20 protein-coding genes are annotated in these 23,373 nt (G+C 57.3%); 3 read left to right on the top strand and 17 right to left on the bottom strand.

Features of this window, described 5'->3' with window-relative positions; all coding sequences use genetic code 11:
* Positions 1–190: 190 nt before the first annotated feature.
* From FCN80_RS00405 to nnr, 11 genes are all read right to left on the bottom strand, one after another.
* Positions 191–1,489 (bottom strand): adenylosuccinate synthase, encoded by a 1,299-nt coding sequence (locus FCN80_RS00405; protein WP_136987850.1) that lies wholly within the window; start codon positions 1,487–1,489, stop codon positions 191–193.
* Between the two features lie 100 nt (positions 1,490–1,589).
* On the bottom strand, positions 1,590–1,790 hold the full coding sequence (locus FCN80_RS00400; RefSeq protein WP_136987849.1) for a DUF2065 family protein: 201 nt from the start codon (positions 1,788–1,790) through the stop codon (positions 1,590–1,592).
* Between the two features lie 55 nt (positions 1,791–1,845).
* Positions 1,846–2,865 (bottom strand): protease modulator HflC, encoded by a 1,020-nt coding sequence (hflC, locus tag FCN80_RS00395; RefSeq protein ID WP_136987848.1) that lies wholly within the window; start codon positions 2,863–2,865, stop codon positions 1,846–1,848.
* Between the two features lie 3 nt (positions 2,866–2,868).
* Complete coding sequence (hflK, locus tag FCN80_RS00390) at positions 2,869–4,125, bottom strand: FtsH protease activity modulator HflK (RefSeq protein WP_136987847.1); 1,257 nt, start codon at positions 4,123–4,125, stop codon at positions 2,869–2,871.
* Between the two features lie 60 nt (positions 4,126–4,185).
* Complete coding sequence (gene hflX / locus FCN80_RS00385; protein ID WP_136987846.1) at positions 4,186–5,466, bottom strand: ribosome rescue GTPase HflX; 1,281 nt, start codon at positions 5,464–5,466, stop codon at positions 4,186–4,188.
* A 93-nt stretch (positions 5,467–5,559) separates the two neighbouring features.
* Positions 5,560–5,871, bottom strand: a complete 312-nt coding sequence (hfq, locus tag FCN80_RS00380; protein WP_136987845.1) for an RNA chaperone Hfq — start codon at positions 5,869–5,871, stop codon at positions 5,560–5,562.
* 110 nt (positions 5,872–5,981) lie between these two features.
* The gene (gene miaA / locus FCN80_RS00375) at positions 5,982–6,923 is read right to left on the bottom strand and encodes a tRNA (adenosine(37)-N6)-dimethylallyltransferase MiaA (protein ID WP_136987844.1); all 942 of its coding nucleotides are present in this window, start codon (positions 6,921–6,923) and stop codon (positions 5,982–5,984) included.
* Positions 6,916–8,790: a DNA mismatch repair endonuclease MutL gene (gene mutL, locus FCN80_RS00370; protein ID WP_136987843.1), complete on the bottom strand. Its 1,875-nt coding sequence runs from the start codon at positions 8,788–8,790 to the stop codon at positions 6,916–6,918. Before mutL ends, miaA begins: the two co-directional genes overlap by 8 nt.
* Positions 8,791–8,811: 21 nt before the next feature.
* Positions 8,812–10,488 (bottom strand): N-acetylmuramoyl-L-alanine amidase AmiB, encoded by a 1,677-nt coding sequence (amiB, locus tag FCN80_RS00365; RefSeq protein WP_136987842.1) that lies wholly within the window; start codon positions 10,486–10,488, stop codon positions 8,812–8,814.
* Positions 10,485–10,964, bottom strand: a complete 480-nt coding sequence (gene tsaE / locus FCN80_RS00360; RefSeq protein WP_136987841.1) for a tRNA (adenosine(37)-N6)-threonylcarbamoyltransferase complex ATPase subunit type 1 TsaE — start codon at positions 10,962–10,964, stop codon at positions 10,485–10,487. The genes amiB and tsaE overlap by 4 nt, the downstream gene beginning before the upstream one ends.
* Before the next feature lie 9 nt (positions 10,965–10,973).
* Positions 10,974–12,488, bottom strand: a complete 1,515-nt coding sequence (nnr, locus tag FCN80_RS00355; RefSeq protein WP_136987840.1) for a bifunctional ADP-dependent NAD(P)H-hydrate dehydratase/NAD(P)H-hydrate epimerase — start codon at positions 12,486–12,488, stop codon at positions 10,974–10,976.
* On the opposite strand from nnr, the gene queG reads away from it, so the two are divergent.
* The gene (queG, locus tag FCN80_RS00350; RefSeq protein WP_136987839.1) at positions 12,487–13,626 is read left to right on the top strand and encodes a tRNA epoxyqueuosine(34) reductase QueG; all 1,140 of its coding nucleotides are present in this window, start codon (positions 12,487–12,489) and stop codon (positions 13,624–13,626) included. The genes nnr and queG overlap by 2 nt on opposite strands.
* A 673-nt stretch (positions 13,627–14,299) precedes the next feature.
* Here the strand turns inward: queG and FCN80_RS00345 are convergent.
* The 6 genes from FCN80_RS00345 to hutC all read right to left on the bottom strand — a co-directional run bounded on the left by FCN80_RS00345 (position 14,300) and on the right by hutC (position 20,088).
* Complete coding sequence (locus FCN80_RS00345) at positions 14,300–15,112, bottom strand: phytanoyl-CoA dioxygenase family protein (RefSeq protein ID WP_136987838.1); 813 nt, start codon at positions 15,110–15,112, stop codon at positions 14,300–14,302.
* Positions 15,113–15,342: 230 nt separating this feature from the next.
* Positions 15,343–16,302, bottom strand: coding sequence for a cucumopine synthase-related protein (locus tag FCN80_RS00340; protein ID WP_136987837.1), 960 nt, complete (start codon positions 16,300–16,302; stop codon positions 15,343–15,345).
* 160 nt (positions 16,303–16,462) lie between these two features.
* The gene (locus FCN80_RS00335; RefSeq protein ID WP_136987836.1) at positions 16,463–17,257 is read right to left on the bottom strand and encodes an amino acid ABC transporter ATP-binding protein; all 795 of its coding nucleotides are present in this window, start codon (positions 17,255–17,257) and stop codon (positions 16,463–16,465) included.
* Positions 17,244–18,047, bottom strand: a complete 804-nt coding sequence (locus FCN80_RS00330) for an amino acid ABC transporter permease (protein ID WP_170975285.1) — start codon at positions 18,045–18,047, stop codon at positions 17,244–17,246. Before FCN80_RS00330 ends, FCN80_RS00335 begins: the two co-directional genes overlap by 14 nt.
* Positions 18,048–18,079: 32 nt before the next feature.
* On the bottom strand, positions 18,080–18,922 hold the full coding sequence (locus FCN80_RS00325; protein ID WP_136987835.1) for an ABC transporter substrate-binding protein: 843 nt from the start codon (positions 18,920–18,922) through the stop codon (positions 18,080–18,082).
* A 359-nt stretch (positions 18,923–19,281) separates the two neighbouring features.
* Complete coding sequence (hutC, locus tag FCN80_RS00320; protein ID WP_170975284.1) at positions 19,282–20,088, bottom strand: histidine utilization repressor; 807 nt, start codon at positions 20,086–20,088, stop codon at positions 19,282–19,284.
* A gap of 505 nt (positions 20,089–20,593) precedes the next feature.
* Here hutC and FCN80_RS00315 point away from each other — a divergent pair.
* Entirely contained in the window at positions 20,594–21,547 is a 954-nt protein-coding gene (locus tag FCN80_RS00315; RefSeq protein ID WP_136987833.1) for a cucumopine synthase-related protein, read from the top strand.
* 689 nt (positions 21,548–22,236) lie between these two features.
* Positions 22,237–23,373, top strand: coding sequence for an efflux RND transporter periplasmic adaptor subunit (locus FCN80_RS00310; RefSeq protein WP_136987832.1), 1,137 nt, complete (start codon positions 22,237–22,239; stop codon positions 23,371–23,373).

The following is a 23,373-nucleotide window of genomic DNA, read 5'->3' as shown; positions in this document are numbered from 1 at the left end:
CGATGAGTCCCCTGCTGCGGATAAGAACAGATGCAATAAGAGTAACCTTTAGGAAAGGAACAGGCTATATGACTTGAGGCCCGGCGGTGGGGGAAAGAGACGTGAATCAAATTAACTCATTGATATTTAATCATAAACCGAGCTTTGCCCGGTTTATGACATTTTTCAGAAACAGGCCTTTTGCATCGAATCAGGCATCAAAAGGATCGCGCAGGATGATGGTTTCGGTCCTATCCGGCCCAGTAGAAATGATATCCACCGGCACTTCAGTGACTTCTTCCACCCGGCGGATATAGTGGCGGGCGGCAGGCGGCAGCTTGTCCACTGTCTTGACGCCGAAAGTGGATTCACTCCAGCCCGGCAATGTCTCGTAAACAGGCTCAATGCCCTCCCATCCCTCGGCGGCCAGCGGCGTGGTTTTTACCTCGCGGCCATCCGGCATCCGATAAGCGACGCAAATTTTGACCTCTTGCAAACCGTCCAGGACATCCAGCTTGGTCATGCAAAAACCAGACAATGAATTGATTTGCACGGCCCGGCGGACGGCAACCGCGTCCAACCAGCCGGTACGGCGGCGGCGGCCCGTGGTCGCGCCGAATTCGTTGCCCTTGATGCTCAGATGCTCGCCGACATCGTCGAATAACTCGGTGGGGAATGGACCGGCGCCCACCCGAGTGGAGTAGGCTTTGACAATGCCCAGCACGTAATCCACGTAGCGCGGACCAATGCCCGAACCGGTGGCGACGCCGCCGGCGGTGGTGTTGGACGATGTCACGTAGGGATAAGTGCCGTGATCGATATCCAGCAACGTGCCCTGCGCCCCTTCAAACATGATCAGATCGCCGCGTTTGCGGGCGTTATCCAGCAATTCGGAGACGTCGACCACCATACCGGTGAGGATATCGGCGATAGACAGAATATTATCCAGAATGATCTGATAATCGACCCCATCGACCTTGTAATAATTCACCAATTGAAAATTATGGTATTCGACAATCTCTTTGAGTTTGGCGGCGAAGGTCTTTTTGTCGAACAAATCGCCGACACGCAAGCCGCGGCGGGCGACTTTATCTTCGTAAGCCGGGCCGATACCCCGGCCGGTGGTGCCAATGGCCTTGTCCCCACGGGCTTTTTCCCGCGCCATGTCCAACGCGATATGATAGGGGAGGATTAACGGGCAGGCTTCGGAAATGAGCAAGCGCTCGCGTACCGGGATACCGCGTGCTTCTAATTCGGTCATTTCCTTCATTAATGCCTCAGGCGACAGCACTACGCCATTGGCGATAATGCTGGTTACATTTTTGCGTAAAATACCTGAGGGAATCAAATGAAGGACGGTTTTCTCACCGTCGATGACCAGCGTGTGGCCGGCATTATGTCCGCCTTGATAACGAACCACATACTTTGCACGTTCAGTCAGCAAGTCGACGACCTTGCCTTTACCTTCGTCACCCCATTGGGTGCCCAGTACTACGACGTTCTTGCCCATCTCTCACTATACCAGGTTGCTTAAAAATGGATTCTACCATCTCAGTCTGAGGCTTTCAGTACTTTTTAACAGCAAACTGCATTGTTTTTCGGCACTGCGATCATCCTCCCATTCTGCTTCGCAACATGTAGTAGATGACGCCGCCGGCCACCACCAGGCCGCCGCCGAAACGACGCAGCAATTTGTCAGGCAGCATCGCAATGGCGCCAATCATTTTGCGCCAGGCCGTGGGAAACAGCATCGGCCCCAATCCTTCGAGAACCAACACCAGCCCCAAAGCCATCCAGATTGTCGGATTCATGTTTACCTCGAAAAAAGGCCCGCATCAACGGGCCTTGAGAAGCGTTTCCCCGCCGTCAGTGACGGGCGGCGGGAGGAGCGGCGGGACTTGTGGCGTCCGGCGACTTCATATAACGGAAGAAATCGCTGTCGGGACTGAGCACCATGATGTCGTTACCGCTGCTAAAGCTGTTTTCATACGCCCGCAGGCTGCGGATAAAGGTAAAGAACGCCGGATCCGCGCCAAAGGCGTTGGCATACAGTTGCGCGGTTTCCGCGTCGGCTTGGCCGCGGATGATGAGCGCCGTGCGCTGCGCTTCCGCCAACGTGCGCGTGACCTCATAATCGGCCGCCGCCCGCAGCTTTTCCGCCTGCTCTTGCCCCTGCGAGCGATGACGACGGGCTACCGCCTCGCGCTCGGCGCGCATGCGTTGGTAGATGGCGTCGGACACCTCCGCCGGCAAACTGATCTGCTTTATCCGCACATCCACGACCTCAATGCCCAGGGCCGCCATACTGTTGGGATTCACCGCCGGCTGGGCGCCATGGGTTTCCTTTTCAACCCGGGCCGCCGCCGACGCGATGGCGCTATCCGCCGCCGAGGTTTCCGCTTCGCCGCTGGTGCCGGTATTCAGCGCCTGGCGGACATCGGTCATCAGACGGTTGCGCGAATCGGTAACGATGCCCTGCACGTCAAGGCGGCCTATCTCGGAACGCAGCCGGTCGCTGAATTTGCGCTTAAGCAGCACTTCCGCCTGGGAGATGTCGCCGCCGCCGGTCGCCAGGTAATAACGGCTGAAATCACTGATACGCCATTTGATATAGGAATCGACGATCAGGTCCTTTTTCTCCATGGTCACAAACCGGTCGGCCTGGTTTTCCATGGTTTGAATCCGCGCATCCAGGGTTTTCACCGTTTCGATGAACGGAATTTTGAAGTGCAGGCCGGGATTGAAGATTTCCGGCTTGTTGTCACTGTCGCGCAGCACTTTGCCAAAACGCAGTACGATGCCGCGCTGGCCTTCTTGTACGACGAACATCGATGCATACAGCGCCAACGCCACCACGACGAGAATGAAAATGATTGACTTGCGCATCGGTTATTCCCTCCCTACGCGAGTGGTGTCGTCGCGCTGGGCGTTGGCCCTGCGCTGGTCCATGACGGAGCCGGCGCTGCCGGTATCGGAGGACGGCGTGGGTTCGGTCGCGCTCGGCGTCGACAACGGCGGCAGTTTCAGGAGAGAGTTCGCGGAAGATTTATTACCCGCTTTGCTCGCCGAGGCATTGCGCAGCATTTGTTCCAGCGGCAATACCATGATGTTATTGCCATTCTTCTCATTGACCAGAATTTTACGCGTATGGCTGAGCAGGCGCTCCATCGAATCGATATACAGACGCTGGCGGGTGATTTCCGGCGCGGCCTTGTATTCGGGCAGCAGTTTGGCGAACCGCTGTACCTCGCCCTGGGCTTCCAGCACAGTACGCGTTTGATAGGCGCGGGCCTCTTCCAGAATGCGTTGCGCCTGTCCGTTGGCTCTTGGCTGCACTTCGTTGGCGTAGGCTTCGGCCTCGCGAATGTATTGCTGCTCGTTTTCGCGGGCGGCGATGGCGTCATCGAAAGCGGCTTTCACTTCATCGGGCGGGCGCGCCGTCTGGAAGTTGACATCCAGGAGAGTGATGCCCATATCGTAGGGCCGAATGGTCTCTTCCAACTCCCGCTGGGTATCGCTGCGGACCACCGTTCGGCCTTCCGTCAGGATGCGATCCATGGTGTACTTGCCGATAACCCCGCGCAAGGCGCTGTCGGTGGCCTGACGCAGGCTGTCGTCGGCATTGGTGACGCTGAAGAGGTAGCGCTCAGGGTCGGTAACGCGGTACTGAACGTTCATTTCCACCCGCACCACGTTCTCATCGGCGGTCAGCATGACGCCCGAGGCGGCCAGCTCGCGAACCGATTCAACATTCACCGGCGTCACATGATCGATGAAGGTGGGCTTCCAGTTCAACCCCGGTTGCACCAGGCGATCGAATTTGCCAAAGCGCGTGACAACGCCGCGCTCCGCTTCCTTGATGGTATAAAAACCGCTGCCGGCCCAAATGATCACCAGAACCGCCACCGCCAGTCCGATATAACGTCCGCTATGGGCGGGTCCCCTGCTGCCGCCGTCGGTGTTTTTGCCGCCTCCGCCCAACCCACTGAGCTTTTTGCCGAGTTTACGGAAAATATCGTCCAGATCGGGCGGCCCTTGTTCGCGGCCGCCTTTATTGTTATTTCCGCCGGAGTTGCCGCTGTTGTTATTGCTGCTCCCCCACGGGTCGCGGTCATGTCCGTTGTTACCGGGCTGATTCCACGCCATGTATTAGCTCCATTTTTAATGTGATTTCTTCAGGCTTTCACTTTCAATATCAAAGTACGGTCAGACCAAATAGTCCGCCAGCGTGTTTTCCTGTTTGCAAAGGCGACGCCAGTCGATTATGGGCATTCTGACCACCAGCCCGACGCTGCCATCGTCCTCAATCCATTCTTTTTCAATCGCCTGAAGCTGGTAAAAACGGCTGCGTAAACGTCCGGCCTGCGGCGGCAAGCGCAGCTCATGCAGGGCGATTTCACCTGAGAGACGCTCGCTCAACGCTTGAAAAAGCAGCGGAACGCCAGCGCCGGTCTGGGCGGACAGCCAGACGCGCACCGGCCGCTGGTTTTCATCCCGATCAATGCGCGGGACGAAATCATCCAGCATATCGATTTTATTCATTACCTCAAGGACCGGCACCTCATCCGCTTCGATCTCCGCCAGCACCGCGGTCACCGCCGCGACGTTTTCCCGGCTGCGCCCGTCGGAGGCGTCAATGATATGCAACAATAGCGTGGCCTCGCGGGTTTCCTGCAACGTTGCCTTGAACGCCGCCACCAAGTCGTGGGGCAGATGGCGGATAAAGCCTACGGTATCGGCAAGCACGGTGTCGCCGACATCGTCCACCACGATTCGCCGCAGGGTCGGGTCCAGGGTAGCGAATAATTGATCGGCGGCATACACGCCCGCCCGGGTCAGACGGTTGAACAAGGTGGATTTGCCCGCATTGGTATACCCCACCAGCGATACCGTGGGCACCTCGGCGCGACTACGGGCGCGCCGCCCTTGCTCCCGCTGCTTTTGCACCCGCTCCAGCCGGGACAGAATCAGCGTGATGCGGTTGCGCAGCAGGCGCCGGTCGGTTTCGAGCTGCGTTTCGCCCGGACCGCGTAAACCGATGCCGCCTTTTTGCCGCTCCAGGTGAGTCCATCCCCGCACCAGCCGTGTGGCAAGGTGGCGCAGTTGGGCGAGCTCCACTTGCAACTTACCCTCATGGGTACGGGCGCGCTGTGCGAAGATATCCAAAATCAGTCCGGTGCGATCGACCACCCGACATTGACACAAGCTCTCGAGATTGCGTTCCTGGGCCGGGGATAAAGCGTGATCGAACAATATGACAGACGCGCCACTGGTTTTGACCGCCGAGGCGATCTCTTCCGCTTTTCCCTCTCCGACAAAATATTTGGGATGCGGAGCCTTGCGGCTTCCGGTTATGACATGCAAAGCCTCTACTCCGGCGGAAGCCACCAGCGATTCAAACTCTTGCAGATCTTCCATGTCTTTGTCTTGCGAGAAAAATATGTGAACCAGTATGGCCTGTTCACCGGTATCGTAGCGGTCAAACAAGCGAAAAACCTCTCAACGGATAAACCGCAATGTTAACGGTACCCCGGCGCCACTACGCGCCAAAGCACCGCGATGGATTAAACCGGACGCGTCTTATTCGACGTCGTCGCTTTCCTGTGGCGTCTGAGGCGCTGCCGGATTGCCGCCATGATGGTAATTGCTGGAACCACCGCCGCCGGCCGGATTGTTATTGTGATGCGATACTGCGCGCGACGGTACTACCGTGGAGATAGCGTGCTTATAAACCATCTGGCTCACCGTGTTTTTCAACAAAATGACAAATTGGTCAAACGACTCAATCTGGCCCTGTAATTTAATACCATTCACCAAATAAATAGAAACCGGAACCCTCTCCCGACGCAATGCGTTCAGGAACGGATCTTGCAAAGATTGCCCCTTAGCCATTCTATCTTTTCCTTATGTGCTTGTAGTTTGTAACAAGAACCATGTGGCTCAAAATAAACGATGTAAAAAAAGCGCGTTCAGTACTTACCAATTGTACACAATCAACCAACCTATGCACCAACAACCTGTAATACCCTGTCCAGGGCGGCCTGGGGCTTGTCGCTATCGAGCCAGTGAACCGAGGGCCAGCCGCGCAGCCAGGTCATCTGGCGCTTGGCGAGCTGCCGGGTTGCGCAAATCCCGCGGAAAATCATTTCATCGTAATCGATTTCACCTGACAAGTATGACCACATCTGGCGATAACCGACGCTGCGCATGGACGGCAAATCCGTATGCAAGCCCTTGCGCGCGAAAAGCCGCCGGACTTCCTGCTCGAAACCGGCCGCCAACATCTGACGAAAGCGCTGTTCGATACGTTGGTGCAGCAGTTGGCGATTTTCCGGTGCTATCGCGAACTGATGAACACGGTAAGGCAAAGCTTCGCCAGAAGTTTTCGTCAGTTCTGTTAGAGTTTTACCTGAAACGAAAAAAACTTCCAGTGCTCTGGAGAGTCTCTGGGGATCATTCGGATGAATACGAATCGCCGACGCGGGATCAACGACATATAACTGCCGATGAAGTTCATCCCATCCCTTAGACTCCGCCTCCCGCAGGATGCGTTCGCGTACTTCAGGGTTCGCCGGGGGCAAGGGGGATAATCCCTCCAGGAGCGCCTTGAAGTAAAGCATCGTGCCGCCCACCAGCAGCGGCACACGTCCCGATGCGGTGATCTCCGCCATGGCGGCCAGCGCATCGCGGCTAAAATCCGCCGCCGAGTAGGTTTCTTCCGGTTCGCGAATATCGATAAGCCGGTGCGGCGCCGCGGCAAGTTCCTCTTTACCGGGTTTGGCCGTGCCGATATCCATGCCGCGGTAAACAAGCGCCGAATCCACGCTGATGATGTCCACCGACAACCGCTGGCGCAACGCGATGGCCAGTCCGGTTTTACCCGATGCGGTCGGCCCCATCAGAAAGATAGCCGGGGGCAAATCCTGGCGAACATTTTCAGTCATGATTCAGGGCCTCGATAGCGGCCTCAAGGTCGAGCATAACCAGCAGTCCGTCGGGAGGGGTTTTCACCCACTGCGGACACAGCCGTTCTACCTCGGCAAGGAGTTGTATCGCTTGGGAAAGGCTCCACGCACGCTGCTCGCTGTCTGACTGGCGGGCAATCCATTCAGCAATCTCATGACATGTCGCCGCTTCGGTCTCTGCCAGATAGCCTAACAGTTCAGGAATCAAGTTTTGTAAATTTTGTTGGCGTAATGGTAAAGGTACGCCATTAAGTGTGCCTTGCCGTTGGTTTAGCTGCAATCGAACGCCCATTTGCTCAAGCAAGGGCTGATAGCGCCGGTACGCTTCGACCTCGGCATCCCGCAACGTCAGACGCAGCGGAATCAGCAACGGTTGGGAGCGCTGCGCGCCGCCTTCGGGCGTCAATTGCCGTTGTTTAAGGCATCGTTCGGCCGCCGGCAGGGAAATCAGCGCCAAACGGCGGCGATATTCCGCCAGCGCGTAGCAGGGCGGATAGATGGCCAGTACCCGGCCGAACCCCGCGGGAACATCGGTCGGCGCCGGCTCGCCCGCGGGTTCTTCGGCCGCGGCCACTGGTAATGCGCCATCGTCTGGCGCGGTCTGCATCAATTGCCGGTAGAGTTCCCCTTCCGTTTTGCGAAAGCCTTCCGCGGGCGTGTAGGCGCCGGCCGATTCCCGCGCCCGGCCCGTCTGCCATTCGCTGCGGCGCGAGGGTGTCCCCCCGTCGCCGGGAATCGGCGGCGAGGACAGCTTCGGCGGCTGATCGAAAAGATTTTTTCCCGCCGCCGCGCGGTTTTCGGCGGCATAATGCGCGGGCGGGGCGTCGGCCATGGGCAACTCCGGCCGGCCGGCCTGCTGCAAGACGGCCACGACCGCCTGATAGATAAAATCATGCACCAGCCGTGATTGATGAAAGCGGACTTCCTGCTTGGCGGGATGGACATTGACGTCCACTTCGCGGGGATCGACTTCAAGATAAAGAATGAAGGCCGGCGGCCGGCCGTCGGGCAAACGTTCCTCGCAGGCCTGACGGACGGCGTGGATAATCAGTTTATCCCGCATGATGCGCCGGTTGACGTAGCAAAACTGCATCTCCGGCAAATCGCCGTCCACGGAGGGATCGGCCACCCAGCCGTGAATAGCCAGATCGCCATGTTGCCAGGACACTTCAAGCGCCCGCTCGACGAATGCCGCGCCGCACAAGTTGCCGAGACGCCGCGCATATTGGGACGGCTCGGTGGCGGAACGATAATGGCGTACCTGTTTGCCATTGTGCTGTAACGTGAAGGCGACATCGAAACGCGCCAGCGCGATCCGTTTTACCACCTCGTCGATATGCGCGAATTCGGTTTTATCGGTACGCATGAATTTACGGCGGGCCGGCGTATTATAGAAGAGATCCAGCACCTCTACCGTGGACCCCACCGGATGCGCCGCCGGTTTAACGGCCACCGCCATATCCCGTCCCTCGGCGTAGGCCTGCCAGGCTTCGCTCTGCCCCTCGGTACGCGACGTCAGGGTCAGGCGCGAGACCGCGCTGATGCTGGCCAGCGCCTCGCCCCTAAACCCCATACTGATAATGGACTCCAGATCGTCCAGGGTGGCTATCTTGCTGGTGGCGTGGCGGGCCAGCGCCAGACACAGTTCGTTTTTGCCGATGCCGCAGCCATTATCGCGAATGCGGATAAGCCGGCTGCCGGCCCGTTCGATATCGATATCGATACGCGTGGCTCCGGCGTCCAGGCTGTTTTCCACCAGTTCCTTCACCACCGACGCGGGCCGCTCGACCACCTCGCCGGCGGCGATCTGGTTGGCAAGCTGCGGCGGCAAAACCTGAATCGGCATGGCGGCGACTATCCTCTGGAATTAAGCGGGCGGAATAATGAGAATCTGGCCCAACATGACATTATCGGATTTCAGATGATTTATCCGTTTTATGCTATCACTTTTCACGCCATATTTGGCGGCGATGCCGTACAACGAGTCGCCGACCACGACTTTGTGTTTTCGCGCGCGCAGCGACTGGGTTTGCTGCGCCACCGCGCCGGACGGAATTCTCAACCGCTGGCCCACCCACACGCCATCTTTTTTCAGATGGTTGAGTTCGCGCAAATCCGCCATGCTCACGCCATACTGGCTGGCGATGCCGGACAGGGTTTCACCGCGCTGTACGACATGTCGGCCGGCGGCGGCCGGTTGCACCACCGCCGCGGTGGACTGGGATACGGCCTGGGCGCCGCTGGCGCCGGCGTCCGCCGCCGAGGCGATGCCTTGTCGCGGACGATTTTCCAACTTCGGGCCGTTTTGCAACGGATGGGACAGAAAATACGCGCGCAATCCCCGGTAAATGGCCTTGGCGATCTGATCCTGATAAGCGTCGCTGCCCAGTAGCCGTTCTTCCCGTGCGTTGCTGATAAAACCGGTTTCCACCAGCAAAGAAGGAATGTCCGGCGAGCGCAACACGCCCAGGCTGGCGTATTGCGGTCGCGTTTTGTGCAAATCGCCGATAATGCGCAACTGATGCAGGACCCGGGTCGCGACATCGTAACCCACCCGCTGGGAATGGCCGAACTGCAAGTCCAGCACGGCCTTGCTCAGGTAGGGATCGGCCTGGCTGTTGGCCAGCAAATCCCCCGCGCCGCCCAGCAGTTCCGATTGTTTCTCATGCTGTTCCAGCCAATTGGCCATCTCGCTGTTGGCGCGGCGATTGGAAAGTACCCACACCGAGGCGCCGGTGGCGCTGCGGTTGGGCGCCGCATCGGCGTGAATGGAGACCAGCAGATTGGCGCCCTGTTTGCGCGCCACTTCCGAGCGGCCCATGACCGAAATGAAATAATCCCCGGTGCGGGTCAGCGCCGGCCGGAACATCGGGTCTTGATCCAGCAGCGCCTTCAGTTTACGCGCGATGGCGATGGTGACATTTTTTTCCATCAAGCCGTGTTGGCCGATGGCCCCCGGATCCTGGCCGCCGTGGCCGGCATCGATAGCGACCACCACGGGTTCGCCCCGCGTCGAGACGCCCCGCGCCGGGCGGGTGTCGCGGCTGATAAGGGGATTGTTCGCCGCCTCGGACTTGCCGAACGGATTGGCGGCAGTCGGGCGCGGGCGGGCGGTGTTCGCCGCGGTTTCCGGCGCGGCGGACTGCCGCGGCGGCGCCTGACTCACCAGGGTTATCACGACGTTTTGCCGTCCGTTGGCGGCACTCACGGCCGCATTGGCCCGCGCCTTACGGGTCAGGTCGAGCACCAGCCGGAGACTTTGGGCATCGACGGGGCGGCTGGTGCGAATGCGCCGGATGATATTCTGGCCGTTGAATTCCAACGGTAATCCTTGCACCGCCGCGCTTTTGCGGATATCCACCACTACCCGCTCGGGATTATGCAGGCTGAAAAAAGCGTAATCCGGTTTCCCGCCGAATCCCAGCGTCACGACGGACCGTTCGGCGCCATTGCTGACGTTAAGATCGGAGAGATTGGCCGCCAGGACATGGCCTGCCAGACACAAACAGAACATTGCCAGAAGGGTTCGTAAGCGGTTTATCATTTGGGACAATCCCGCCGCGCCGCCAGCCCGCCCACAATCGCCCGCGCCCGGCCGGACAGGGACTCCACCGCGGCGAGACGACCGGCATCGGCATAGTTCAGCGTCAGGACGATATCGGCGCGGGGCAATATTCCCTCCCCCTTTTGCGGCCATTCCACCAGGCAAATCGCCTGTTGATCGAAATAGTCCCTCACACCCATGAATTCCAGCTCTTCCGCGTCCACCAGCCGATAAAGATCAAAATGGTAAACCGTGCGATTCTCAAGCTCATAGGGCTCGACCAGCGTGTAAGTGGGGCTTTTGACATTGCCGCGGTAACCCAGCGCTTGCAGGAATCCCCGACAAAACGTGGTTTTCCCGGCCCCCAAATCGCCATAAAGGAAGATCACGCAGGCCGGCGGGCAGGCGGCGGCCAAGGCCGCGCCTAAGGCGATGGTTGCCGCTTCGTCCGGTAAAGGAATAACACATTTTTCCATGTCTGATTTCTATGCGATACGCTCAGGGTTGACAAATCGGTATAAAACGGGCAACAAATCCGTGGCCAGCATGCCCCGGGTGCCTTTTTCCCTCGCCAGCCGGTCGGCGGCGGCGCCGTGAATGACGCAGCCGGCGCAAGCCGCATCATATAACGGCAGCTTCTGCGCCAGCAAACCGCCAATGATGCCGGACAGCAGATCACCCATGCCGCCCGAGGCCATACCGGCATTGCCCACGTCGGCGATGGCGGTCCGCCCGTCCTCGCCGGCAATCAGGGTGCCGGCCCCCTTCAGCACCGTCACCCCGCCATACCTGGCGACCAGCTCCGCCGCGGCCTGGAAACGATCGTGCTCCACCGTGCCGACGTCGCCGCGCAGTAACCGGGCGGCCTCGCCGGGATGCGGCGTAATGATACGATTGTGACGTTTCTGCGGACGTAAAGCCAGCAAGTTCAGCGCATCGGCATCCCATAACATGGGTTTATCCGAATTTTCCACCAGCCGCAGCGCATTTTTTCCCCATTCTTCCTGTCCCAGCCCCGGGCCTATCACAATCACATCGGCCCATTCCATACCCTGACGCAGCGAAGCGTCGGTGAGTGTGTCCACCATTAATTCCGGGCGGGCGGTGAGCAGTGCGCCCTGATTTTCTTCGCGAGTAAGCACTCGCACCAATCCGGCGCCGACGCGCAATGCCGCCTCGCCGGTCATGCGAATGGCGCCCGCCAGCCCCCTGTCGCCGCCAATGATCAGCAAACGCCCGTTATCGCCTTTATGGACGCAGGGATCGCGCGGTCGCAGCCAATGGGGCAGTTGATGGGCGGTAAGACGGGTAAACCGCGGGGTTTGGCTTGCCAGCCAGGTACCCAGTCCCAGGTCGTCATAATGCAGGCGCCCGACGGCGCTGCGCGCTTTGCCGGTGAGCAGGCCGGGTTTCAGGGCAATAAAAGTCACGGTATGCGCCGCCTTGATCACCGCGCCGGCCGCCGCGCCGGTCTCAGCGTTCAGTCCTGAGGGAATATCCAAAGCCACGATTGGCGCGCCGTGGGCGTTGGCCTGCTCGATAAGGCCGCGATAGGGCTCGCGCGGCGCGTGTTGCAGGCCGCTGCCGAGCAGGCCGTCCACGATGACATCCGCGTCCTCCGGCCATGGCTGGTCCGCGCTGGTGGACCTGCCACCGGCGTCCAGCCACGCCTGCCTGGCCTGCCCGGCCTGATCCGGCAACGGGTGGCGCCCTGGGCATTCCACCAGCGTGACCTGTTGGCCGCGTTCACGGGCCAGCCGGGCGAATACATAGCCGTCGCCGCCATTGTTGCCATGCCCGACCAAAACCAGGAAATGCCGGGCGGAGGGATAATGCCAGCGCGTCAGATGGAAAGCGGCGGCGCCGGCCCGCTGCATAAGCTGATATAACGACAGGCCCGCCAAACCGGCGGCTTCCTGTTCCCATGTCCTTAGCCATTGGGACGAATAAACGGAATATGGTAAACTGGATTGGTTTGTTTTATTGATACGGTCCGCCATGTCATACCCTTTCGATTTAATGGAATTAGCCCGGCTCATAAAGCATTGGGGACTGGCATTGGGTTTTCAACACATCGGTATCTGCGACACCGATCTTGCCGCTCATGAGCCCGAACTGCAAGCCTGGCTGGACAAACAATACCACGGCGATATGGCCTGGATGGCCCGTCACGGCATGTTGCGCGCGCGCCCCGCGGAACTGCTGCCCGGCACGTTGCGCGTCATCAGCGCCGGGATGAATTATCTGCCCGCCGACGCGGCGTTCGCCCGCACCTTGAAAAATCCCCGTCTGGGATATGTTAGTCGCTATGCGCTGGGACGCGACTATCACAAGGTATTACGCCACCGCCTGCAACAGTTGGGCGACCGGATACGCGAATGGTGCGCCGAGGTGAATTTCCGGCCGTTTGTCGACTCCGCGCCGATCCTTGAACGCCCGCTGGCGGCCAAAGCGGGGCTAGGCTGGGTAGGTAAACACTCACTTTTGCTCAATCGCGAAGCCGGCTCCTGGTTCTTTCTCGGCGAACTGCTGATTGATATTCCCCTACCGACGGACGCCCCGGCGGCCGAAGGGTGCGGGCGTTGCGTCGCCTGCCTGACCGCCTGTCCCACGGGCGCCATTGTCGCGCCCTATACCGTCGACGCGCGCCGTTGCATCTCTTATCTGACCATCGAACTGGACGGCAGTATTCCTGAGGCCTTGCGCCCCCTGATGGGCAACCGGATTTACGGCTGCGACGACTGCCAGCTGATTTGCCCCTGGAACCGTTTCGCTCCTCTTACCGCCGAAAAGGATTTCAGCCCGCGCGTCGTCTTGCAGTCATCCCGACTGCTCGAATTGTTCGCGTGGGACGAAGCGACCTTCCTGCGAACGACCGAGGGTTCGCCCATCAGGCGCATCGGCCATCGCCGCTGGTTGCGCAATATCGCGGTCGCGCTGGGTAATGCGCCTTATGAAGATCACATTGTCCTGGCTTTGCAAAACCGGCTGGGCGGCGACCCTATGGTGGACGAGCACATTGTCTGGGCCTTATGCCAGCAAAGGCAACGCCGCGGCGCATCAGGCGTTGAGGTCCAGCCGGCCGGTCATAAGCGATTGATAAGATCCATTGAAAAAGGGTTGCCCCGGGACGCGTGAAAAACGACCGATAACGGCGAAGAAAAGGTCAACTCGCAAAGCCTGTGGATAAAATAAAAAATCCTTTGACAATCAATTGAAACAAAAAAGACAAGATGTGACAATCATGTTTTTGCGATATAAAAAACGCGGTTTATCATAAAGATAAAATGTTTCAACCTATGGCACGCAAATTCGGAAAACAGGTTATTGCCGCCAAGCACTGTGGATAACTCTGTTCAAAAAAAATTATCCGAGCGACATCGGTCGTTGACAGTTTTCAAATTTCGCTGCAATTATCAATCAGATATTTCTCAATACCCAGGTTAATTGACGGCAAATCCTGGCATTTTACTTCATTGAATTTAGGCGGTTTTTTTTTCAGCCTTCCAGGGAGCCGTGCCTTATCCCACCCTCGGGGGCCACGGGCAGGCCAGATAGGCAGAAGTCGCCGCCATGAGGCCATGAGACAGCGATTTACCCCGTCATCATATAAGCGTCTCTGGTATTTACTAACGCCGGGCCGGGAGAAAAAATCCACCGCCCAGCCAGGGTAAATCGCAAAAAGGGCCATTGAATGGCGATAGATACCCCCCTTCGCGAGTAGTCCGTTCATACTCGTTATCCTTTACGATGCGCCCTTGTTGGCTACGCCCGCTCACCCCGGTCGCAGTATGATTCATGCGGCTGGGGATTATTCAGCACAGGGCATCCGCCAGACCACCGGAAATGCGGGGCAATCCAACACGCCGCCGTCTTCCGGGGCGTTATGCGCCGGTTCCGGCGGCGACATCTTCCCGCTACGCCGGCGAAATACGGCGTCATCGCCGGTCCACCGGGTGGAAAGCACCCGACGTGGCCGCGCGGAGGGATTACCGGCGGCGCCATGCAGTGTCAAACCATGAAATACCAGGCAATCGCCAGGTTCAAGCGGCCAACTGATAATGGGGTAATCGGCGCGGGCCGCCTCGATATCGGGCGGAATCGCCCATTGCTCATCATCGCCGTCGCGCAGTTGACCGGTAGCGAAAGCTTGCGGACGAAACCATTTGCCCCAGCGATGGGACCCAGCGATAAATTCCAAAGCGGTTTGCTGGTCCACCGGGTCCACGGGCAACCATATCGTGCAATAATCGTTCCCTTCCACCGGGCTGTAAGGTTGATCCTGATGCCAGAGCGTACGTTGCGTGGCGCCGGGTAATTTATACAGGACGTGATCGTGCAGGAAATTAAGTGTATGCGCCCCCATCAGCGCGGCGGCGATGTATTTCGCCGGCGAATCGAAAACGAATTGGCGAAACGCGGCAATCCTGCGCCAGTTATCGCTGTCTTGAAAAAACAGGTTAGTTTCGGGATCGGTATACCGTCCGTGATCGCTGGGCTGCGAGACATTCTCCGCAATACCTTGCGCGACGCTGTCCAGCCACTGGCGCGAGAATGCGCCGCGGATGATAACGGCGCCGTCGCGCGCAAAAGCGTCCTTATCCCGCTGGGATATGTCAAACATGTTAGCTCCATGGATAAACACAATGATTTTTCGCCAATCCCACCCCTTCTTACTTCACATTGCCGCTGTATCGCAGCGATCGTCACCCCAATCACAGCGTCGGCAATGGATTTGGGGCTGATGAGAGACAGTGGGTCTCTCACCAAAGGCCCGTCGTGGGCGGTTCACCTTCGTTTCCGACCAAGGCGTCGCTCACTGCCGCCGCGCTGCGAGCCGTCGGATCCAATCCCTTAAACCTTTTCCGGATTCCAGCGGCCGGGAAATTCCTGCCCACCCAATTGCCGATTGAAAAACATGCCTAAATACCACGGGAAATAGTGATAAGACCAGGCGCACATCCGGTTGCCGTATTTAATAAAGGCACGCATGAGCTCCTGAATTTCTTTCCGCGTTTTCGCTTCGGCGACAGCGTTACGCAGTAAACCGGCATATTCTTCCATCTGATAGAGTCCACTTACACCGAGGTAGCTGGAATACGGCACATCGAATTCGTTCAGCGTTTTGATGAAATCATCCACCGACAATATTTTGCTCAGCGTTAATAATGGATACAGCGTATACATAATATAATCGCGCAGCATACCATTAGCAAAATCCCAGGCAGTAAAATATTGTCCATATGTTCCAGTGGATTCAATGCGTCCCAGACGTATATTGCGTAAATCCTCCGGCTCGGTCAGTTGGATGCGCTCGGCTTCCTCCAAAAACCGCCGCGCCACGGCTGAAGCGGTATCGATCTGTTTAGGCACGCCGGGATGGGCCGATTTATCGTGAGCCGAGACTTCAACGAAGATAAGGTCTTTTTGCCAAAAAAGATTATTCCAAACCGCTTTACCCACGTCAGGCAATAAATGGCAATATTCGGGCAACACCTGTCCCAAAACCGGTTGAGCCAAGGGCTCCAAACCTACGCCATATTGGATGGACATTTTATTGCCGGTGGATTGGGAATAACGCAGCCGGCCGACCGGACAATCGGTTATCATTTCCCGGTGATGCACCGGCGCGCTGCTGACAATGGGCGTCCAGGCATACATCGACGCTCCCGATACCACAGGATGGGCCTGTAATATTTTAAATGGCAGATGCTGCCAGAATTCTTCGCAAAGTTCCGGATTACGCTCGTCATTCAGCTCGGCAACCACGGTGACGCCAAGACTTGGCCAGCTTATATCAATCAAACGTCCCATTTTTCATTCCTCGTTTGTCAAGACAACACTATCTTATTCACGGGCTTATCCCGATATAATTCAAGTTGCCTCTTTGGTGGCGGGGATAATTCGTCCCCGACGGATGTGTTTTTCAGTGGCCGCCACGCAGCAACTCAATTATTCAGGGCTAACGCCCTATTTACATTCGATGCAAGACTTTATTTAAAAATAATTTTGTGCGGGGGTTTTCCGGCTCGGTGAATATTTTCTGTGGCGGTCCTTTTTCAATGATTTCCCCGCCGTCCATAAATACCACCGTGTCGGCGACATGCCGGGCGAATTCCATTTCGTGGGTCACGACTATCATGGTCATGCCCTGGGCCGATAACCCCCTCATGACGCTCAGCACTTCCCCCACCATTTCCGGATCCAGCGCGCTGGTGGGCTCGTCGAATAACATAACTTCCGGATTCATCGCCAGCGCCCGGGCAATGGCCACGCGCTGCTGCTGTCCGCCCGATAATTGCGAAGGGTAGTGGGCCAGTTTGTCTTTGAGTCCCACCCGAGCCAGCAATTCCATCGCCTGGCGCTCAGTGGACGCTTTGTCCTGGTGCAGTACGCTGAGCGGCGCCTCCATGACATTTTCCAGGACGGTCATATGGGCGAACAGGTTAAACCGTTGAAACACCATACCGATTCTGCGACGGACCCGGGCGATGTTTTTTTCGCTGTCTTCAACCAAATTGCCCTTTTTCAACCGATAGCCGATCAGGCTGCCGCCAACATGGATAGTTCCCTGCTGGATTTTTTCCAAATGGTTAATACAACGGATTAACGTGGTTTTCCCCGAACCTGACGGACCGATAATCACCAGCGTCTCGCCGGTTTTGACCGTTAGCGAAACCTGGCGCAGCACGGGCGTGTCCCCATAAGATTTCACAACATCCCGGCACACCACCACCTCCGTCGGCGCAGGGGTTTCATTGGGATTCATCAGCCAACTCCGCTATGTGGTTAAGGGGGGCGGTTTTGCCGCGCTTGACCTTTCTTCGGCCGGCAAGATGCCGGCCCAGTTTCCGCTCCATCAGCATCTGAATGAATGTCCAGCCCGCGGTCAGCAGCAGGTAGTAAACCGATACGCCCAGGTAGACTTCAAACGTCATGAATGTGGCGGCCTGCAATTGCTCGGCGACGCGAAACATCTCCGATACGCCGATAATACTGAGCAGCGCGGTGGTCTTGAGCATGTTGTTGAACTGGTTCCCCAACGCCGGGAAGATCACCGGCACGGTCTGCGGCAGGATAACCCGACGCATCAATAACGCTGGCGGCATGCCCAGCGCTTTGGCCGCCTCGGTCTGGCCGATGTCGATGGAGATGATGCCCGCGCGGGTTATCTCGCTCATATAGGCGGCTTCATGCAAACCGAACGACAAAATACCGGCTACCAGCGCGCCCGGTACCGATAGCGGCCCCAGCGTCAGTTCTGTCGGAAACAGGTCGAAGCCCAGCAGGTAGGGCAAGCCGAAATAGATCAAAACCAGTTGCACCAGTACCGGCGTACCGCGAAAACACCAGATATAAATTTGGTTGAGCGCCCGTAAGGGAAGAAAGCGACTCATGCCGGCCACCGCCAGCAACATGCCCAGGATCGTGCCGATCACCTGGGCCAGCACGGCGGCCAGTACCGTCACCGCCAGTCCCTGCAACAAAACCGGCTGCGGATGAAAAACGAAGTTCAGAAAAAATGCCGTATTAAATTGCAACTGGATATGCGTTAGCACGTTGTCATCCTCGCCGGTTCGGTAATCTTCGCTTATTCGCAGGGGTGGCTGCTGTTACACAAACCTACGCCTTTCTCGATGCCCCATTTGGTTACGATTTTTAGCATGTCGCCGGACGCATTCATCTCATCCATGCCGGATTGCAGCGCCTGCCGCAACGCGACGTTCTTTTTCAGGACGGCGATGACCCAGGTTTTGGCCGGCACCGGCATGTCGACGGTCTGGAACTTGTTCGGCGCCTTGGACATGTAATAGTTAATCACAACCGTATCGCCCACCATGGCGTCCGCCCGCCCCAGCAGCAAATCATGGAACGCGGTGACATTGGTGCCAAGCGATACCAGCGTGATGCCGGGCTTGCCCTCGGCCACCAGCTTATCGCTGAATTGTTTGACCACCGATTCATTACGGCTGCCGAGCAGCGCGGCGACCCGGCGGCCGGATAAATCCTCGAATGTGGTGATATGCAGCGGATTGCCCTTGGCCACCAGTAGGCCGGATTTCACCCGCCAGTAATCCACCAGACCGTAGCGTTCGCCACGCTCGGGCGTTTTACCCAGACTGGCCATGACCGCATCGCATTTACCCGTATCCAGCGCCGCGAAAATGCCGGAAAACTGGTAGTTATCGATACGGGTTTTCACGCCCATCAGCGACCCCAGCCGATTCATGATATCGACGGCGACGCCGCTTGGCGTTTTACCGTCGTCCGCCATGCCTTCCGCCGGGGGATTCTCCAGGTCGGAACAAAAAGTCAATTGCCCGCGAGCCTTGATATCGGCGGGCGCAGTGACGGCAGAGAAAGCGAAATGAGGAACAACGGCCAACGATAAGCTCAACAGTGCGCCGCTGATTAATTGCTTTTTATTCACCATGATCTCCTGACATAAGGGGTCGCTGTGTAACGTTTTCACGGGATCGGCATCCAGGCTGTTAACACTTCAATAACTCCTTTTACAAGCAAAATACAACCAGCGTAATCACTCGTCAATATATGTATATACAAATAAGTTTATTGTATGGCAATGTACGAAACGAAGGAGGGATGCTCCTATTAACATATTGAAATAAATTCAGAAAGCCCTGATGCCGCAAGGATTTCCATTGTCAGAGGGGTGTCAAAGGCAGGCCAACATGGCGGGGAAACACCGCCGGCCAGGGGCACGTGCAGGCCGCGTGGACCGAAATCGGCCGGCACGCGACCGCCATTGGCGGCGAGCGTTTAATGGGGCGATCACTGGGGCGTGGCGGGGCTAGGTCCGAAGCGCACCAGGAAGCGATGGCGCTCGCCGGGATAGATAAGGCGCACAAAAGTGATCAATGCGCCGGACAGCCAGGTACGGCGGGCAATGGAAAAACAAGCCGTGCCGGGAGATATGGACAATTGCCGGGCCAGGACGTCATCGGCGGCGATAGCGCGCAGGGAGTGTTCCCCTTCGGACCAGGGGACATGACTTAACAGCCAGCTTCCCGGCGGCATCTCAGCGAATGCTTCCTCGGCGGCGTCGGGTACCACCGCCAGATTGATCTGGCGCGCTTCCAGGGCAAACGGCAGATTATCGGCAAAATGCATGACGTCGATGCACAACATGCGGGCATTCACGGGAATACCGATATGCGCGGCCTCCACCGGATCGGCAATAGTGCGGACGCCGCGATAAAGCACCGTAAAGCTGTACATGCTGTCGGTGGCCAGAACTTCTGCGCGAATATCCTGAATGGCCAGTAACGGCTCTTCCACCCTGGGCATCGCCACAAACGATCCTTTACGGCGCTTGCGCATAATCATGCCGGAGGCTACCAGCGTCGATAACGCCTTGTTCACCGTCATTCGCGAACAGCTGTAAATTTCCATCAATTCCTGCTCCGTGGGGACGCGATCCCCCGGATGCCATTCATTATTCAGGATTTTGTTTTTAATATCGCTTTGGATTTCCTGATGAATAGGCAGAGGTTTGCCCCGCGAGCGCCTGGCCATGGGGTTTTTAAGCTCGGGTTCCGCTAGACGGGTTTTGGTCTCAATGGATTTTACCTGCTTCATGATATCCCTTTTCATTACATGCATTTTAAGTCTATACATAACCGCAAGCGATTCAGCTCAACCTCCCTATCCTACCATCTTTTACCGGGTTTGGTGTGGACTCGGGTAAGCGCTTTTCGGTCCGGGGCGCGCGCGGACAGACATGCATAGGATATTCGTATGGCCCGGCGGGGGATTTCAGTTGACGCTCGTCTCATTAAAGACAATTTATAATATTGTCTATACCAAGGAAACCCATCCAGACTGTTTCCGACCGTTTTGCTTCGGCAGTACCCCTGATCAACCCTGGGTGACCGGAGTGATAAGGGTGGGGTCGCCATCGGCGGCACATCGCCGATGTCGCCAGTCGCTTGCGGTGGAGATCGCATCACAAAGGACACGAACCCTTCCATTATATATATACATAATATTTTATTGTATATACAATAACCCTGTTTCAGTTATCTTCCCCCATCCGTTCGCGGCGGGATGAACCGGTTACTTAACGACGACAGGAGTAAGTGGAATGAGTTACACCAGCCTCGGCGCGGTCATCAGCGATATCCGCCGCCATACCGCCATCATCGCCAATGAAGAACCCGAAGAAATTCATGCCTTTCGCACCGGCGCGCTGGCAAATCAGGCGGGCAGCTATGGGCAATATTTCGGTACCTGGGATATCGCGGCCGGAATGATGCGCGACTACTCCATGTATACCTATTACCCGTTATTACAAATTGTCGAAAACCCCCAAATCTCTCTGACGCAATTCGCGTTTGTTCTTGACAGTTTTGATCATCCCTATAGCAACTATTTGCGCTACAGCGGCTTTCCCACTCTGGGCAAACTGGCCTTCGCACTGCGAGAGTGGTTGCCCAAGGCACTCTCGCGCCAACAAGCCATTGAGGCCATCCGCGCTTTTTGCCTCTACACCAATCAGATGGCCGCGTGGTCTTTTCATTATTTTCCCTGGGGACTGGGCACGTCATTTACTTACGCCGGCGAGGAAAGCGCCGCCCCATCCATCGCCGATCCCGCCCGGCGCGTAAAAATCGCTGGCGGCCGGAAGATCCGCCTGACCTGGCAGCCGCTGAATATCAGCGTAGACGCTTATCTTGCGGTCAATGAAAATCCCGAGTTGTGCCAGGATGTTATTGCTGCGCTTCCCTTCACCGTTTTGCAAGATCACGCGGTGGTCACCGGCGAATCCATGTATGCCTGGTCTCCCCTGGTTTCCACCGCGCCCATTTATGTTCGCGAACGGATCTGCGATGCGCCCAAAGGGCGGCTGCGCTTCTCTCAATCCACCGGGCAGAAATTTATCGTCCAGTACGGTCCCACTACCGAGGATCTGGCCCAGCCGGTACTGGGGGAAGTGGCGCCGGAACATACCAGCCGCCTGGATGCGGTAGGCGCCGCGGTATGGGCCAGCACCTTCGATAACAAATCCCTCATCTGGCTTACCGTCGAATCGGCTTGAGGCCGATTAGGGGCGCCCACCCGGAAATTCCGCCAATCGCTGACTGGCCGGCGCCAATGCGCCGGCGCAAAAACCGATGAATTTCGCCACCCGCCGATACCGCGTTTATCCGTTGTAATGAGGTATTCCATTTCTTTTATTTTCCCGCGATCACTTTTTGTTGCTGAAAGTATCACGTGATTAACTTGATTTTTACGGCGAGGTGGATTATTGCCCCCTAAATATATTAAAAAATAAATTAAACTTCACACCTCTTAGCATTCCGCTTACGTCATCTGGATATTTTTATTCACGCCATTCATATAAGGTTCTCGAACGGTATCAATCCGCATTCCGTTGATACCGTCCGCCCCTTTCGGTGTTGGTAGCGCGGCGAGGGGCGGATTTCATCGTCCGATTCTCGCTGACGGCCGCGGCAGACAAGGAATTTGCCGGCATTCCGTGCCAATGCGGAATCCATCTCCGTGAATACGTTATCGACCCTTACCCCGAATAAATCGAGTTGCATCGCGGCGGCGCCATGAGCAGGTACCCCCAGCGTAAAGGCAGCGAGGAACATGACCGGTAAAGGGTTCAAAGAATAACGCCTCGGAAATCTCGGGAATTTCAGCCTTTTTAGCGATTACCGGATAGGGATGTTCAATCGCGGACGCCGCTTGCTGGATGATGTTCGATTAATGAGATTGACTATGCGCATAAACGTTCTTTCCGTCGGCGTGTTCATATTACTGGTCGGTTGCGACCAGCACTCCGCCACAACACAAACGCCCCCATTACCGGCCGTCACGGTGGTGACGCTGAGAACCCAGCCGGTGACGCTGTTTACCCAATTGCCCGGCCGCGTCACGGCGGTCAAAACCGCCGAAGTTCGTCCCCAGGTCAGCGGCATTATCCAAAAACTGCTGTTTAAAGAAGGGGGGCAGGTTAAGGCGGGCCAACCTTTGTATCAAATCGATCCCGCCAGTTATCAGGCCGCCTACGATAAGGCCCTGGCGACCTATACTAACGCGGCGGCGCTCGCCAAACGCTATCGTCCGCTCGCCGCCGCCCACGCCGTCAGCCAGCAAAGTTATGAGGATGCGGTCGCCAGCGCCAATGAGGCAAAGGCCGATTTGGAAACCGCGCGGGTCAATCTGGATTATACCCGGGTCAGCGCGCCCATCAGCGGACGTATTGGCCGGTCCCTTTCCACTGAGGGGGCATTAGTCACCGACGGCCAGACCAGCTATCTCACCACGATTCAGCAACTTAATCCGATTTATGTGGATGTCAGCGAATCCTCGTTGGATTTGCTGCGTCTGCGCCGGGCGCTGGCCGAGGGTAAATTGCAAAAAGCCGGCGACAACGCCGCCACGGTAAAGCTCACGCTGGAGGACGGCTCCACTTATCCCGAGCAGGGCCGTCTGGAATTTTCGGAAGTCACGGTGGACGAAGCCACCGGCAGCGTCACGATGCGCGCCGCCTTCCCCAATCCCCATAACATCCTGCTGCCGGGCATGTTTGTTCACGCCAGTTTCCCGCAGGGCATACAGGAACAGGGCATTCTGGTGCCGCAAGAAGCCATCATGCACGATAACAGCGGACAGCCTTACGTTTATCTGGTGAAAAACAATAACACCATTGCCCAGACCACGGTGGTCACCGGGCAAATGGAGGGTGATAAGTGGCTGGTGGACAAAGGATTGAAGGCCGGCGACCGGGTGGTTATCAGCGGTCTGCAACAAGTGCGCAGCGGCAGCAAGGTGAAGGCGACGGAAGGCAAGGCCGACGATGTGCCCGGCAATAACGGGGTCTCGTTGTCTATGACCGACCCCGCGGCGCAATAA

Source organism: Martelella alba (assembly GCF_005217455.1).
Classification (GTDB): Bacteria; Pseudomonadota; Gammaproteobacteria; order Enterobacterales; family Enterobacteriaceae; genus Acerihabitans.
This window is presented reverse-complemented; position numbering and strand designations above follow the sequence as displayed.